Origin of the sequence: Dulcicalothrix desertica PCC 7102 (assembly GCF_003991905.1) — a bacterium.
In the GTDB taxonomy this organism is placed as follows: Bacteria; Cyanobacteriota; Cyanobacteriia; order Cyanobacteriales; family Nostocaceae; genus Dulcicalothrix; species Dulcicalothrix desertica.
This window is the reverse complement of record NZ_RSCL01000054.1, coordinates 1-13,710: the sequence shown is the minus strand read 5'-3', so window position 1 is coordinate 13,710 and position 13,710 is coordinate 1. Positions and strand designations below refer to the sequence as shown.

The window sequence follows — 13,710 nt, the reverse complement described above, 5'->3', positions numbered from 1 at the left end:
CTTAGTGGCATGATGGCATGATGGCATTTACTTTAGCTGTTTTAAAATCCACTTATAAAGACTCTTAATTTCATCAGCAGCTTTACTACCTGGTTCGTATTCTTGAACACTTAACCCAGCAGTAACCGCGTGAACAAATGCCATTCTTTGAGTTAATTTAAAGGGACATATTTCAATATCATGTTGAGATATTGCGGTTCGCGCTTCATCCCCTAAGCTTCCTTTTGGTGGTACAGCATTAAGAATTACAAAAGCGGATTTGTTCGCCATTTTGACTAAATCAACGGTGTCAGAAATTGCTCTTAAATCGAAAATGGCAGGGCGGCACGGAATTAAAATTAGGTCAGCAGCACGGATAGCGGCTAGGGCTGCGGTTTCGGAATGAGGAGAAGTGTCGATAACTATAATTTCTGCACCATTTTCAACAGCAGCATCTAAAACGTGAGTAAGTCTAGATGCTTGTGCGGAAACTACAGCAGGTGATTCATCCTCTCTGCTATCGCCCCAACCACTGGCACTTGCTTGTGGGTCGAGGTCAATTATCGCGGTTTGTTTTTTGTTGAGGAAAGCAGCGACGGCAACGTGAACGGCTAAGGTTGTTTTTCCGCTGCCTCCTTTCCTTGAAACGATTGCAATTGTTTTCATTGTTCAAAATATGTTCAGTATCACCATGATGGCATGTCATCATGGCACCATGCCACTATGCCAGATAGCAGAAATACCAGCATTGCTGCTGTAAATGCGATACTCCCTGCCTACAAATTATTATTACGCTTGCTACTTTCACCCCTTGGTGTTGAGAGGGGCAGGAGATGGGTCGAGGGTGCAGCAGTACTTACGTCTAAAATTCAAGGTTTTTGTATTTCTGTTTACTTGACTTCCAAATTGCACAGTATATAATTACTACCTTGAACCAGAAAGAGGTAAATATGCCTACGAAGAAATTTTTTATTTCATATGATTTGAGTTTCGCTACAACTCAAGATTATCAACGTATTGAAAATATGTTGATTAGTAGTAATGCTGAAAGAGTTCTAATTAATTTATGGGTTTACGAAGGAACTCTATACGAAAATACCATAAGCGTGCGGGATGCATTATTGCCTTATTTTAAACTAAACGATAGATTACTCGTTATAGATGCTAACGAATGGGCTTGGTACAATGCACTTTAGGTAAGGAACATAAATTGTTATAAAAAAGCCAGGATATTAAATTCTGGCTTTTTTATCAAAAGGGGGAGAACGTACCAAATCGGCAGGACTGTACCAAAAAAGGTTTTTTGTACGCTAAGGAAATATTAATAATGCTAAAACTCTTACTATGCATACGTTTCAGACAATTAAAAAATTTTGATTTTTTGGCGTTTAGTGCCTAAAAGTAGTAAAAAACATCCCTCAAGAGCATTGGGCTGAAAACCTTGCTTGGTAACACTTGAGCGCAATTCATCTAATTCCGAGCGCGTACAAAAAACCTTTTTTGGTACGATGACCCCAGGGACTGCTAAGTAGAGCAGATACTCAGCCAGGTGTACCCATAGCCGATAAGCTATTGCTGATACTTCCTGATTTATTTTAATCCCATATTCCGCACTTCAATATATAGTACGCTCTTATTCAAGAATAATTCCTAATTATCAGCGTTGATTAAGTATTAATACTGTTAATTAGTGCTATTTTTGTTCATTATCTAACCTTGATTAACAGAATATTGGAAATCTACGTGTATTACACGATGAAGTGCGGAAAGTGGGTTTAATTATAGTGTCACATTTTTATATCGATTACGACTAAATAGTTAGACTGCTTTATAGTGGTTCCCAGTCTAGTAAAGTACACTTTTAAAGCCTCTTTTTGGCTAATAAAGATAAAACCGTACCTCATTTGCTTGGGAGCAGCTATAAAAAACCCCTATTAAATCAGGAATAATGCTTATGTCCTATCATCTTTGTAGTCGATCATCTGTGGGGTAAAGTTACAAGTTAATGCTTATTAGATTTTTTACTTAATAGCTTGGAAACAAGGTTGTTAGGTTAATCATTAATCTGGAATCTTGTAAAGAGCTTGCGAGTAAGTTTGAATGTCATCTCTTGATATACTTACTCGAAAGCAAAACTTTAAGGCAGTCTTTGAGTCTTTGCTAAGAGAAGATGGTCAAATTTTTCCGATTGTTCAACGAAAAATTAATAAGTATGGGCTTCGTGATACTGAATTGTTTGAAGTTCTCAGTGAGGTTTATATACGTGGAATTGATACGATTGAAAGAGGAGGTAAGATAGATAATCCACAAAGGTGGTCTTATAAAGTAGCTCACTTTGTGATTTGTAATAGAGTGCGGAATCAATATAGAGACAAAAAGCATTTTAATTTCATAGAATTAGATGTAGATAAGTACGATAGTACTGAGTGTAAAATCGTATCTCAAATCTCAAATGAAAATGCTGAATGTGATAATGAGATTCTGCAAGAAAAACAGTTAGAGAAATTGTGGAAAGCTTTTAGTGGTTTGAATTCAGAAGACCAAATAATTTTTGACTTACGTTTTAGACGAAGTTTGTCTTGGAAAGAAGTTGAAAAACATTTGGCTGATTCTGGAATACAACGTAATATTCCTACACTACGTAAACGTGGAGAGCGTATTAAAGAACGGCTTAAGCAGTTTCTTTTAACTAAAGACTAATGTGTAAGAGGGGATGTTAACTAATTTGTTTAAAAATTATTTCATTCCCTTTTTTACTAAAACCAATAAATTTTTATTGCCATGAATTATGGGCACAAAGAAAATGCTTAAGCATTTTCAAACTTACAATCTATTTCGACAATATCAAAAGCTGACAACTTTGCCAGTACTTTCCGTTGTGGATACACAGCGTATAATAAAAATTTTAGAAATAGCTGAAACTGATGATTTGTTAGATGCTTTAATCACTAACTTTGAATATTCATTAGTACAAGAAGAAGGGTTTTTAGAAGAAGATTATGTTGAATATTACAAACAACAAAGTGAAAAGTTAAAAATGCTTATTAGAAATATTAGCTAGTAAAAATTATCTTTTATTATTTTGAGTATGTGATATAAGTTGTTTCACAAAATAGATGTCACATTTTGAGTAAGTTACGACTAAAGAGTTGATAACTTTTAGTCAAGTAATCGTAGATTATGAAAAAACAAGAAAGTAATAGTTTTAAGAACTCTGGCAAAAAAATACAAAAATGGGACTGGCGAAAACTAGTTAAAAATGTAAGGGATATAGCTTCTATAGTTTCCGTAGTTCTCTCTCTAATTAAAATTCTTCAGGAGTTAGGTTTAATACTGCTAATAAAAAATCTTGATGATATTGAATAGTTATTAAACCCGTCAAATATCGCCAATTATATTTGGCGGGTTTCAGGTTGACTAGTTTGTGGTTGAGTGTTAGCGATGTCGTCTAAATTATGTTTCCCGACTTCTCTCCCACAGATGACAGCATACGGTTAGAGGTAATGTGTAAGACTTACTGTAAGACATTACTAAAGACTGGGAACATACATAGAACTGCTATCATTTGGTCGAACATGGAGATAGCGAGAAGTCGTAGCAACGTTATCGTGCCGCAAAGTATCTTTTACTAACCCTATATCGGCGCCATTTTCAAGGGCATGGTTAGCGTGAGCGTGCCGCAACCAGTGAGGAGAGACTTTTTTATTGATACCAGCTCTTGATGCAGCAGTTTCAACAATACGTTTAATCTGGCTCCGGGTGTTAGTGTCCTGGCATGTCCCTGGTATAAATTGCACTCTATATTAAAAAAACATTAAGAGCGAATATACTAGTTAGAATAACTCCTATATAATAACTGATTGTACAATTAGCAACCAAGGAGTTGTTATGAATTATTGTACCAATGGGAAGATTTACAATTCGCAAGACATACAAAATCTTGACCGGGAAGAGATACAATATTTGTCTTGTTTTCAAAGATTAGCAAGTGCCTTTAATCCGCAATATTATGATATTTTGATTAATAAAGAGGATTATGGCAGATTGTTATTTGTTGACTTGATAGATCGAATCTCTCTAACAGCCGTAAAAATTTATCTCAAAGATGCCCATAAACCTATTGATGACCCTGTAAATGGAAATGTAATTCAGGCTGCAATCAATCACTTTCAATCAGGAAATGAAGAAAAATTAATACTTAACCGTCGTGTTTGACTGAATAATGGTTGGATGTAATGTAAAACAGGTGTAAGACAGTGTTAGAAAGGTTGTTCCTTCCCTTTATTCCAATCAATATTAGAAAACCGTTTTGAGTTAAGTTTGGTGTAACGCTCGGTATGTCTAATATCCCGGTGCCCTAAAAAATCTTGAATAGTCCTGGTAGAGTATCCAGCGTTGACAAGGTAATAGCCGCAGGCGTGGCGTAATTGGTGTGGGTGAACTTTGATAGTTAATCCGGCAAGTTTACCCAACCGAGACAGTAATCTTTGTACCGCAGCGGGAGTCAGTACTTCTCCCCTTTCCCCCACAAAAACATAATCGTTGTTAGGATTAGAACTTCTCAACCGTCCCAAAGCTTCAATTTCATCTTCTGGTAGTGGATGCGTACCACTCTCACTTCCTTTTTTGCGCGTGATAAAAATCTCACCATCAATTAAGGAAATTGCATCCCAGCGCAACTCGCAAGCTTCGGACACTCTTAGCCCGTGGCGGAACATTAATAGAACAAGAGCATAGTTCCGAACCTTGTGGCGCCCATAAACTTTTGCAATTTCAAGGAGCTGATTGACCTCACCTACGGTAAGATGCTCCCGTGACCTGTAATCCTTGTTCTTGCGGCGTACTAACATTTTAATAAAACATATCTGTTAGTATTATGCGGCTAAATACGAACAGTTTCTAGCCCCAAAACCCTGATTGTTGCGTGAGCAGTGTCCCGTTATAGTTTTTCCTGATAAGTCGCTCCCTGTACCCAATACGCAAAACCGCCTTTTCAGCCATCACAGATAAGTTTTTACTATCGGATACACAATAGAGTGGTGACACGCTAGTATATGTACTAAAGGCAGTGACGAGCGCCTTAAAGCCCTGTGTGTAGGTATGTAGCCTGGTTCGGTTGCTTTTTCTGCTCACTTCAAAAGACAGAGTTAAAAATATTTTGTGAATTTTTGATACAAGGTATATATCCAGGCGTTGACCCCTTTTAGTCAAGAGCGTTTTTGGATTTAGCATAAGAATTGGCAAAGTGCTGGCGTAGCAGGTCATGCATAAATCGATATCCACCACCAACTCGTTGTAAAAACAGACGGTTAGTGCAGTAGTCGAGAAACTTGGCATAGTTCCAAGGGATATAACCGCTCTGACAGAGAATCACACGCAAAACAAAGTGTTTGATAGCTGGTGTTCCACTTCTAGGTATTCCAATAAGTAGTCCAGCACACAATCCCATTACTAAGCTATTAATTAAAGCTTTGTTTGGATTAACGTCCTGTTGTTTAATTGGAATTACAAATATTAATAATGAAGCCAATATGCAAGTTACTGTTGATATAATTATAGTATTAATAACTGATTGTTTAATTCCTTGATTAGGAATAGTTTTATTTTCTAATTCTACTCCATCAAATCCAAAAATCAGCCCTACTATCAGTCCTACTATCAGCATATTTAAAGATTCATAAAGAGAAAATTTGAGATTTCCAACGAATTGAATTCCAACTTCATTCAGCCCATAAATCAGCCTTACAATCAGCCCATAAATCAGCCCATAAATCAGCCTATTTAAAGACTTATCAAGAGAAAATTTGAGATTTTCAACGGGTTGAATTTCACCTCCTATCATCTCAAAAATCAGCCCGAAAACCAGCCCTGAAACCAGCCACGCTATCAGCACCTTTCTCAGCTCATATCCCAGCTCATCTTCCAGCCCAAAAATCAGCTCTCCAATCAGCCCAAAAATCAGCCCTGAAATCAGCCCTGAAATCAGCCACTTTATAGTTATCCTAAAATTTATTAGACGATTAATTAATTTAATACTCTCTATTTTCTTTTCTATTAGCTCTCCAATCAGCCCATAAATCAGCCCAAAAATCAGCCCATAAATTAGTCCAAAAGTCAGCCCTCCTATCAGCCCATAAATCAGCCTTCCTATCAGCCCTCCTATCAGCCCTCCTATCAGCCCTCCTATCAGTCCTCCTATAACTCCCCATAAAATCACATTATAAATAATTTTTTTAAATTTATTACTCAACCAATCTGGCTGAATTTTTTCAATAAAAAACTCCGTTGCACTTTCTTCAATTAATCGACGCGATAACCAACTTAACCAACGTTCAGTATTTGACTGTAATGGTTGTTTATCCTTATAAGGACGTTTGAGCATTCTACAAATATAAGCATCAAATAAATATTTAAGCCGCTCAGAAGAAGTTTTGAACTGTTGCCATGTTTGTATTGATAGTTCTTCAGTAGCGAGGACAATAATATTCAACAGAAGTGGTGTTTGGGCTAATTGCTTTAAATCTTCATCTTGACTAATATTATTCCATAATTCTAAATTATCTGTACCTTGTAAATATTGATAAACTTGTTGTAAAGTGAAAGAATGTAGTTCTAATGAGTTATTTAGTTGAAGCAAGACTTTATATCGTTGATACTCTTCTATCCGACTACAAACGATTGCAGGATTAGTCCAATTACTGGGATGTAAAAATTCATTAATTTTTACAACGCACTTTTCTTGACGCTCTGCTGCTAATTCATCCAAACCATCTAGCAAAGGTATAATCTCTTGATTTTCTACTAAACCTTTACCAATATCTTTCCGTACCCCATATTTGTCTTTTAACTGGTCAATTAACCATTCTTTGATACTGTGGCTATCATTCTTCCAAGAAGATAAAGAAAATAACACTGGAATAGAATATGCTGGGTCATTCCTAGCACGTTTTACTAGTTCCTCAGCTAACTTAAGAAGCATGGTAGTTTTTCCAACCCCAGGCTTTCCCAAAATCAATAATCTGCCATCAATCTCCGACTGGTCATAGACTGCGGTTAATTGTGTATTGGTTAAATGAACTTTTGGTTTTGAGCCTACCTTTATCTCACTTGCCCAAGGTAATTCAATCTGCTCTGGATTTTGGTCTGTATCTTGGACAATATAAATTCGATTATGTAATGACTGCTCTAATCGTGAGATAACTTCAGTACTAACTTGCTTTAACAGTCCCTTTTGAACATCATTTCTAGAAGAAAATTCAAATCCAGATTTACTAATAGCTCTTAATTTTGGATTGCCAGGGTTTGCTCTATGTGCTGCACCAATTAGTTTTTCAACCCAAGCTTCTGCTTCAGCCGTTTGTACTATCTTGAAAACAATTTCTTGTAGATTTCCTTCTCCTGCAATTACTTCTAGGTTCTTATCTAATTCAAACGACAGCATTTGTTCTAGTGATGCTTTTGTGGGGAAAGCATCAATTAGAGCTTCTTGTAGTTGCTTGCGCTGCTGTCTAGATAAACCCATTTTGGAGTACAAGTATTAATATACTAGAAAATTGCGGACTAATAGAAAAATATTTATAACATTCTACAGGGTACGTAAGATTAATTCCGGTTCCTAGCCATTCACGGGGCGCGTACTGCCAATTTTTAGGCTTGGGGTAAGGGTTCATATGTTCTTCCCCGCGCAACTCATACAACCGACGATAAGTATCCAGGGGCACACCCAATCGCTCGGATTCCATTACCAAATCGTATTCTCGCTGCAATCGGTCGGGTCCGTCATACACGCGATTAAAGCTTTCACGCAATTCATCAATGGTTGGGGGGGTGTTGGTCATCTTTTCTTGAACACGTAACTATCCTCACCTAAATAGATACATTTGTTTACAAGTGTTTTCCGAAGTTATACTCAACTTTTTTTGACTTTTGTCCAAGTTCGTTTTTGTTAAAAGGTTGTAATACAATGCGCGTTCAGGTTGGGTGTAAAATCGTGTAAGACATCGTGGTGCAAGTAAGACATGGCAAACAAACTGCTCAATTTCCGCTGCCCCGAAACCTTACTGGAAGCCATTGATAAAATAGGACAGGAGTATTATCCCGCAGACAACGATAGCGGCTGCGATAGGTCTAAAACCTTGATTGATATCCTCATGGCTGGGGTTGAAGCACTAACAAACGGTGAGGTTGTTTTACAAAAGCCTGGAACCGTAAAACAGGACGTAAGACAAGTAACCGAAGCTGATATCAAGGCAATGGTTGAAGTTGTGGTGGGGGAGAAATTATCCCACCTACCCGTACAGAACTCGGTACAGACTCCGGTACAGAACATTTCTAACATCCCCACCAGGAACGAGTTCCACGACTTAAAGGAACAAGTAAACACTTATAAATTAGGTTTAATGCGCGAGATTCAGAACCGGGATAAAAGTATCAATTTACTAGCGGAACAGGTTGCGGAACTAACTGCGCGTCTCGATGCGGCGCCGCAATCTGGTACAGTTTCCCCCGAAGTTTTGGAAACCGCGAAGGAAGCTGTTTTGAGAAAATGGCGAGTAGCTAAGGCGCCAGAGAAGAAAGAGAGAATCGAGCAGGCACTCGATAAATTTATTGATGCTATTTCCCCACCCGAACCTAAACCTGAAACCGAAACAAAGGATGTAGCTGGGGGAGAAACTAAAAATAATGATTTCAAACCTGATAGCATAACTGATATCAGGACTAATATTAAAAAGAAAAAACCCCTCACAGCTTGGGAGGAGTGGGAAGAAATCTGTACCGATAACATTATTGAATTGGATGAACTTTGGCATGAGAAGTAGAAAAGTTAAAACTCCAAAAACTCCCCCCAATCCCCCTTCAAAATCCGAATCTACCCCTGTTGATATGCGATTAATGGGGACTGAAGAAGATTTAGAAAAATGGGCTTGGTTCCTTGAGTTGGTAGAATCAAAAGGTATGATTACTGTGCTGGAGAAAGGCAAGCTTTACAAGAATCGGGGGGAATCTAAGCTTTATAGGTTGTACATTAAAATAAAACTGAATCGATAGTATGAACTGCCCAATTAATTTAGAATGTCCTGCAAAAATATGTCCTAACCGGAATAATTGTTATGACTTATCTTTGTCCTGGGAGTTACCTTTCTATCGCAACCAGGAAGGGTTGTTTGTGAAAACTTCCTACCGCACCAGGTGGCAGAAACAAGCGCACAATTCGATGGTTGGAGATATGCTTTATTGCCCCCTTCCTAGCGGTGACTATCAACCTATTTTGGATGGAGGAGAGCAAGAATATTTAATCAAAATGCGAATCGGAGAATCTTTAACTGAAGCTGGGTGGTGTGCTGCAATCCCCTTACCTAACCAGGTTGTTGTAGAGTCGGAAGACGACTTAGAAAGTGTTTTTTGAAATAAAATTAAATTGGTAAATATAATGTATGTATCATTTATTTGATATTACCCCCAAAAACTGAAACGAGCGCGTAGTAAAAAAGTACATAACATTCTCCTAACATTATTTCGTTCTTTGTAGAGGTATTTTGTATTACCGGAAGGTCGCCGCATCAATACCGGAACCCGGCTCGTTCCCGGCGACTCTCCGGCGGTTCCCGGCGGGCGTGGTGATTTCTCCCGGCGGCTCTGTGTAAGCTTCCCGGCAATCTCCGGCGTTATGCGACTTACCCGGCGCCGCATTGAAAAAAGCCTAAAAGTACATGTTTCTGGAGAGAGCCGGGAACCACTAAAATTCATTCGGATCGAAGTTATCTCGGTCTGTTAGCGTTCCATATTCTTTGAGGGATAGCTGTCTGAAAATGTACCGAATTGCATTGACTCTACTAACTTCTGGATTGTCAGTTTTAATCGCTCTCAGGTTCTTAGCAGCAGTAGGAGCATCATAAGGTTTACTATCTTTTTTACGCTTCTTAACCCAATCCAAAACCAGCTTCTCTGCTTCATCCAACAACTTGGAAGTGTTGAGCATTCCCTCAAGAGTTTTGATGTCAGTTACAGGATTGGTGTCACTACTTGGTAACGATGCATTTTCAGTTTCTGTTGCTTTATCTTTACCCCCAAGCTTAGGCATTATACCCGCAAAATAATCACCACAGTATGCAACACAAACAGGTATCATTTCGGTTCTTGAATAAGCTTTGAGTTGGTAATATGTATTTATCAATGCTTGCCTTATATTAGGGTCTGGACAGAAAAACCGACTAGTAATTATTTGTTCGATAACTCCATAACTTTCTTTCTCCCTGCCTTGTTTTATGTATCTATTCCCAAGAAATAGTAAATTAAATATTTGGCGTAATTGGGCATCCAAATCTTTAATACCCAAAGCACTTAAATTAAAGCTTTGAAGGGAACAAATAAATTTACTGTTAAAGTCACGTCCGGTTGTTAGTACTTCAACAAGTTTTGAACCAAAATCCCAAGTAGGGTATTTAAAAGTTAACTGACTTGATAAGGCTATCCAGTCATCGAGAATAAGAATGTCAGGTGTTAAGTTCTCTCTTTTATCTTCAGGGAGTGCAGCACGGTCTTGATAGCGTTTAAACCAATCATCAAACTGTTGCTTAATTGTTTCTAAGTCAGTAGTAGAAGATGGGAATACACATCCTTGTTCCGCCAACCCGCAAAACTTGTCATTCTTCACAGACAAGATGGTAGTTTTAGCGCCTGGAATTGACTTAACCTGACGAATAATTTCATTAAGTGCAACCGATTTACCGCTACCTGGTGCAGCAATTAAAGCAGTTGAACCATCTTCTTTTACAATGCGAGTTAATAATTCTGCTACCTCTTTTTGGCTGCCCTCAATATTAAACTCGCCACTTTCTAACGCGCGCGATGCCATTTCTTGATACGTACCTGGGGAACCTGGTTCGAGTTGTGCTTGCTGGTATTGAGTAGTTTTTGGAGGAACCACCCAACCAAAACGTTCGCGGTCGGCATCGGTAATATACAAAGTAATTAAATCTTTCTCGGTTTCTGAGAGTGCAGCCCACATTTGTTCTCTGAGCTTGGCTTCTTGTAACCCGGCATAAAGATTAATCATTCTTTGTGCCCATTGTTGTAATGCTTCTGATGTTAAATTGATATAATTACTCGCAGTTAACCTCTCAATCTCCATTGATTCCCAGTATGCAGGGCGGATTCGATTTAATGCCTCAACTTCGCGCTTACAAATATATAAAGTAGCCAAACCAAAAACTAAACTGCTCCCTGTTGCAAAGTCTTTAAACGGGTTTTCAGGTATTAAGTTACGAAATTCATAAACACCTTTTGATGCAATCCCAGCTACTGCTAACGAACCATAGGGGTTGTAATCAGGATTGCTGCTTTCTCTCTGTGCCTTGCGAATATAACCAAGTGGGATTGTATGACGTTGACGCGGTTTACAATAGCGGTTTCCAAGTAATAAATTTTTCTCAGATTGAACCCTACCCTGCATGTTGAATTTAACTTCGCGCTTCTCCCTAATTACATCGTCGTAACGTTGTGCTGACTCTGGGTAAAAACATATTTCTGTTTTTGTAATGCCGTCCCCCAACAAAGAAAAAGGTAAACAGGCAAGGGCGCCTGTAATTAATAATTTTCTTACCCAAGTTAACGAACCTGCACTATACTCTAATCCCTGTGGCGCGAACTGGCGCTGTACCCTATTATCCAATCTTCCTAAATCAGTTAATTCCTCTGATTCAGTACTTTGAGAACTTTCAACAATTTCAGCTTCTTCTGCCATAACGAAACCTACTTTTTAATCAAAAATTTGTACGCTACAAATACTAAAATTGCGACTCCAACTCCTATACCTAACCCACTGTAAAAGCTATTATCTTTTGGTTTAGGTTGCTTGATTCCTTCATAAATATCTATCTCACCTTGAAAACTTTTAACTCCTTTGGCGGCTATCTCCGAGGCTTTATCTTTGTCATTGAAGTGCTTTACTGCTAACAATATTCCGAATGTTGTTGTTGCTCCTGATGCTGCTAGCTCAACCGGACGCTCTACCCGAAACGGTTTAAAAGCAATGCATGATAAAGTAAAAATTGCACTTGTTGCTGGGAAGAACGCAGTCGTTGCACCTGTAAACCAACCTAAATAACCTGCATTAAATAAGGTTTGAGTTACTAACTGTTGGGCACAGAGAATAGTTATTGTCCGTCCACATATTTTTATTAGATTTATTTGCTTATCAGTGCTGATGATAACTTGAGATACTTGTTCACGTTGATATTTATTGAAATCAAAACCAGCATCTTTGGCAATTTCATCAGTATCAACCGAAATCGTAAATTGTGGTGATGGTGTAAACCCAAATAACCCTTGTGTGGAGCTTTGTTTATTGTCTTCCATGCTGATATAATCCAGAATGCTTATTTCGCGTGTACTATTCCCGTAGAAGTTAAAAACACGGCTTTCTACGGGAAATAAAATTATCTAGAATCGCGCTTACCACCTAAATTTCTAAACCAGTTACCAACACCGCGAACAGCATTACCAATCGCGTTACTACCTGGTGCCGCTTTCCATTGTTCACGTCGAGTTGTGTTGCGTGATTGTTTTTTGACCTGAGAAACCTTCGCATCAATTTGACGTAACGCTTCTTTATGTTGGAAGGTGGCTAAATTTAATTGTTTACCAGTTCGGTATTGAGTTGAAGCAATTCGATTATTACTAATAGCTTGATTGAGAATAAATCCGCTTTTAGTTTGTTCATCAGTTTCTCGAACAGAGTTAATAGACTTTTGAGTATTTAAAAGATTACCAGCAATCTTTTGAACACTACCTGCGCGCGTTCCAGCAACAGATGAAACTTTATCTGTAATTTCATTAACAACACTCCACACAACCTTTGCGTTTTTATCTCGAACGTCCCACTGATTGAGTATTTCTCGTAGTTGAGTAAGTGCCGTTGTGTCTCCACATTCCGCACGGTCAATTAGAATTGGGTCAATCCCTAAAGACTGAAGTGCAGAGAATATTGTTGGCGCCGTGAATGTGAACCTAAACTCCATTATTTCTCTCCATTAAAAAACCTGAAAATACCTGAACTTAAAGCATTAGAACCGTTACAGAAAGGAGAATTAATTTTGAACTGCTTACAACTTTCTGTAACCGGAAAGCTTGCTAACCCAATTAAGGTGGCGAACGCGATGAGGATAAAAATCCTCGGAAACCTACCGTAAAAATACATTTCAACTCCTAATAAGTACCGTCACCCCAGGTATCCGCGAACGGGTCAAAGTCATTGCTTTTATCATTTTCGCTCTGACAATTTTTATTCCAAGCACCTGCATTATCTAACTCTTCTATTCTTCTAGATGCCCAAGTGCGGGTAACTTCATCTTCAATATTTTCTAATGCATCAAAGTTACCTTGCCCAAGTTGGAAGATGACATCTGGCGCCACCTTTCCTGCTAGGTGCGGTAACAATTGACCATGAGCTAGTGGGTAATCGGTATCGTCAATTGTTTGGAATTCGTCGTAGGGATTAAAATCCTCACCGTAGCCTGGAATAATATCTGAAAAATCTGTCAACTCGTTATTTGGATTGTTTAAGTCGGGGATTTCTAGTTCGTCGGACATTTGTTCTGTAAAAATATCCAGTGCGGTACTCCATTCTTCGTCAGTACCAAAATCGTCCTTGTTGGGGTAAAAGTAGCAAAGCTGTCACCAGCCGCCACACGACGGCTGTAATCATTATCATAACTGAATTTCAGGAAAATT

Annotated in this window: 16 protein-coding genes; 7 read left to right on the top strand and 9 right to left on the bottom strand. The window is 38.4% G+C overall.

The genetic code is table 11. The features are described from left to right. Positions 1–27: 27 nt before the first annotated feature. The gene (gene parA, locus DSM106972_RS48560; RefSeq protein ID WP_127087438.1) at positions 28–645 is read right to left on the bottom strand and encodes a ParA family partition ATPase; all 618 of its coding nucleotides are present in this window, start codon (positions 643–645) and stop codon (positions 28–30) included. A gap of 284 nt (positions 646–929) precedes the next feature. On the opposite strand from parA, the gene DSM106972_RS48555 reads away from it, so the two are divergent. From DSM106972_RS48555 to DSM106972_RS48540, 4 genes are all read left to right on the top strand, one after another. Beyond that, positions 930–1,175: a hypothetical protein gene (locus DSM106972_RS48555; RefSeq protein WP_127087437.1), complete on the top strand. Its 246-nt coding sequence runs from the start codon at positions 930–932 to the stop codon at positions 1,173–1,175. Between the two features lie 904 nt (positions 1,176–2,079). Beyond that, complete coding sequence (locus DSM106972_RS48550) at positions 2,080–2,679, top strand: sigma-70 family RNA polymerase sigma factor (RefSeq protein WP_127087436.1); 600 nt, start codon at positions 2,080–2,082, stop codon at positions 2,677–2,679. 88 nt (positions 2,680–2,767) lie between these two features. After that, positions 2,768–3,040 carry a hypothetical protein gene (locus DSM106972_RS48545; protein WP_127087435.1) on the top strand — a complete coding sequence of 91 codons (273 nt, stop codon included), beginning with the start codon at positions 2,768–2,770 and terminating at the stop codon, positions 3,038–3,040. Positions 3,041–3,159: 119 nt separating this feature from the next. Beyond that, positions 3,160–3,345 (top strand): hypothetical protein, encoded by a 186-nt coding sequence (locus tag DSM106972_RS48540; protein ID WP_127087434.1) that lies wholly within the window; start codon positions 3,160–3,162, stop codon positions 3,343–3,345. A gap of 164 nt (positions 3,346–3,509) precedes the next feature. Here the strand turns inward: DSM106972_RS48540 and DSM106972_RS48535 are convergent, their stop codons facing one another. Continuing rightward, the gene (locus DSM106972_RS48535) at positions 3,510–3,776 is read right to left on the bottom strand and encodes a tyrosine-type recombinase/integrase (protein WP_127087433.1); all 267 of its coding nucleotides are present in this window, start codon (positions 3,774–3,776) and stop codon (positions 3,510–3,512) included. 91 nt (positions 3,777–3,867) lie between these two features. Here DSM106972_RS48535 and DSM106972_RS48530 point away from each other — a divergent pair, with 91 nt between their 5' ends. Next, entirely contained in the window at positions 3,868–4,194 is a 327-nt protein-coding gene (locus DSM106972_RS48530) for a hypothetical protein (RefSeq protein ID WP_127087432.1), read from the top strand. Positions 4,195–4,238: 44 nt separating this feature from the next. On the opposite strand, the gene DSM106972_RS48525 is transcribed toward DSM106972_RS48530, so the two are convergent. From DSM106972_RS48525 to DSM106972_RS48515, 3 genes are all read right to left on the bottom strand, one after another. After that, a complete protein-coding gene (locus DSM106972_RS48525; protein WP_127087431.1) occupies positions 4,239–4,829 on the bottom strand; it encodes a tyrosine-type recombinase/integrase in 591 nt (196 codons plus the stop codon). Between the two features lie 353 nt (positions 4,830–5,182). After that, the gene (locus DSM106972_RS48520) at positions 5,183–7,501 is read right to left on the bottom strand and encodes an NACHT domain-containing protein (RefSeq protein ID WP_127087430.1); all 2,319 of its coding nucleotides are present in this window, start codon (positions 7,499–7,501) and stop codon (positions 5,183–5,185) included. Further along, positions 7,488–7,817: a hypothetical protein gene (locus DSM106972_RS48515; RefSeq protein WP_127087429.1), complete on the bottom strand. Its 330-nt coding sequence runs from the start codon at positions 7,815–7,817 to the stop codon at positions 7,488–7,490. The genes DSM106972_RS48520 and DSM106972_RS48515 overlap by 14 nt, the downstream gene beginning before the upstream one ends. A gap of 180 nt (positions 7,818–7,997) precedes the next feature. Between DSM106972_RS48515 and DSM106972_RS48510 the strand changes: the two genes are divergently transcribed. Beyond that, on the top strand, positions 7,998–8,798 hold the full coding sequence (locus tag DSM106972_RS48510) for a hypothetical protein (RefSeq protein ID WP_127087428.1): 801 nt from the start codon (positions 7,998–8,000) through the stop codon (positions 8,796–8,798). A gap of 347 nt (positions 8,799–9,145) precedes the next feature. Next, positions 9,146–9,385, top strand: coding sequence for a hypothetical protein (locus DSM106972_RS48505; protein WP_127087427.1), 240 nt, complete (start codon positions 9,146–9,148; stop codon positions 9,383–9,385). A gap of 330 nt (positions 9,386–9,715) precedes the next feature. On the opposite strand, the gene DSM106972_RS48500 is transcribed toward DSM106972_RS48505, so the two are convergent. The 4 genes from DSM106972_RS48500 to DSM106972_RS48485 all read right to left on the bottom strand — a co-directional run bounded on the left by DSM106972_RS48500 (position 9,716) and on the right by DSM106972_RS48485 (position 13,569). After that, the gene (locus tag DSM106972_RS48500; RefSeq protein ID WP_127087426.1) at positions 9,716–11,722 is read right to left on the bottom strand and encodes a P-loop NTPase family protein; all 2,007 of its coding nucleotides are present in this window, start codon (positions 11,720–11,722) and stop codon (positions 9,716–9,718) included. 8 nt (positions 11,723–11,730) lie between these two features. Beyond that, positions 11,731–12,336, bottom strand: a complete 606-nt coding sequence (locus DSM106972_RS48495) for a hypothetical protein (RefSeq protein ID WP_127087425.1) — start codon at positions 12,334–12,336, stop codon at positions 11,731–11,733. 80 nt (positions 12,337–12,416) lie between these two features. Next, the gene (locus DSM106972_RS48490; protein WP_127087424.1) at positions 12,417–12,998 is read right to left on the bottom strand and encodes a hypothetical protein; all 582 of its coding nucleotides are present in this window, start codon (positions 12,996–12,998) and stop codon (positions 12,417–12,419) included. 187 nt (positions 12,999–13,185) lie between these two features. Next, positions 13,186–13,569: a hypothetical protein gene (locus DSM106972_RS48485; protein WP_127087423.1), complete on the bottom strand. Its 384-nt coding sequence runs from the start codon at positions 13,567–13,569 to the stop codon at positions 13,186–13,188. Positions 13,570–13,710: the final 141 nt, after the last annotated feature.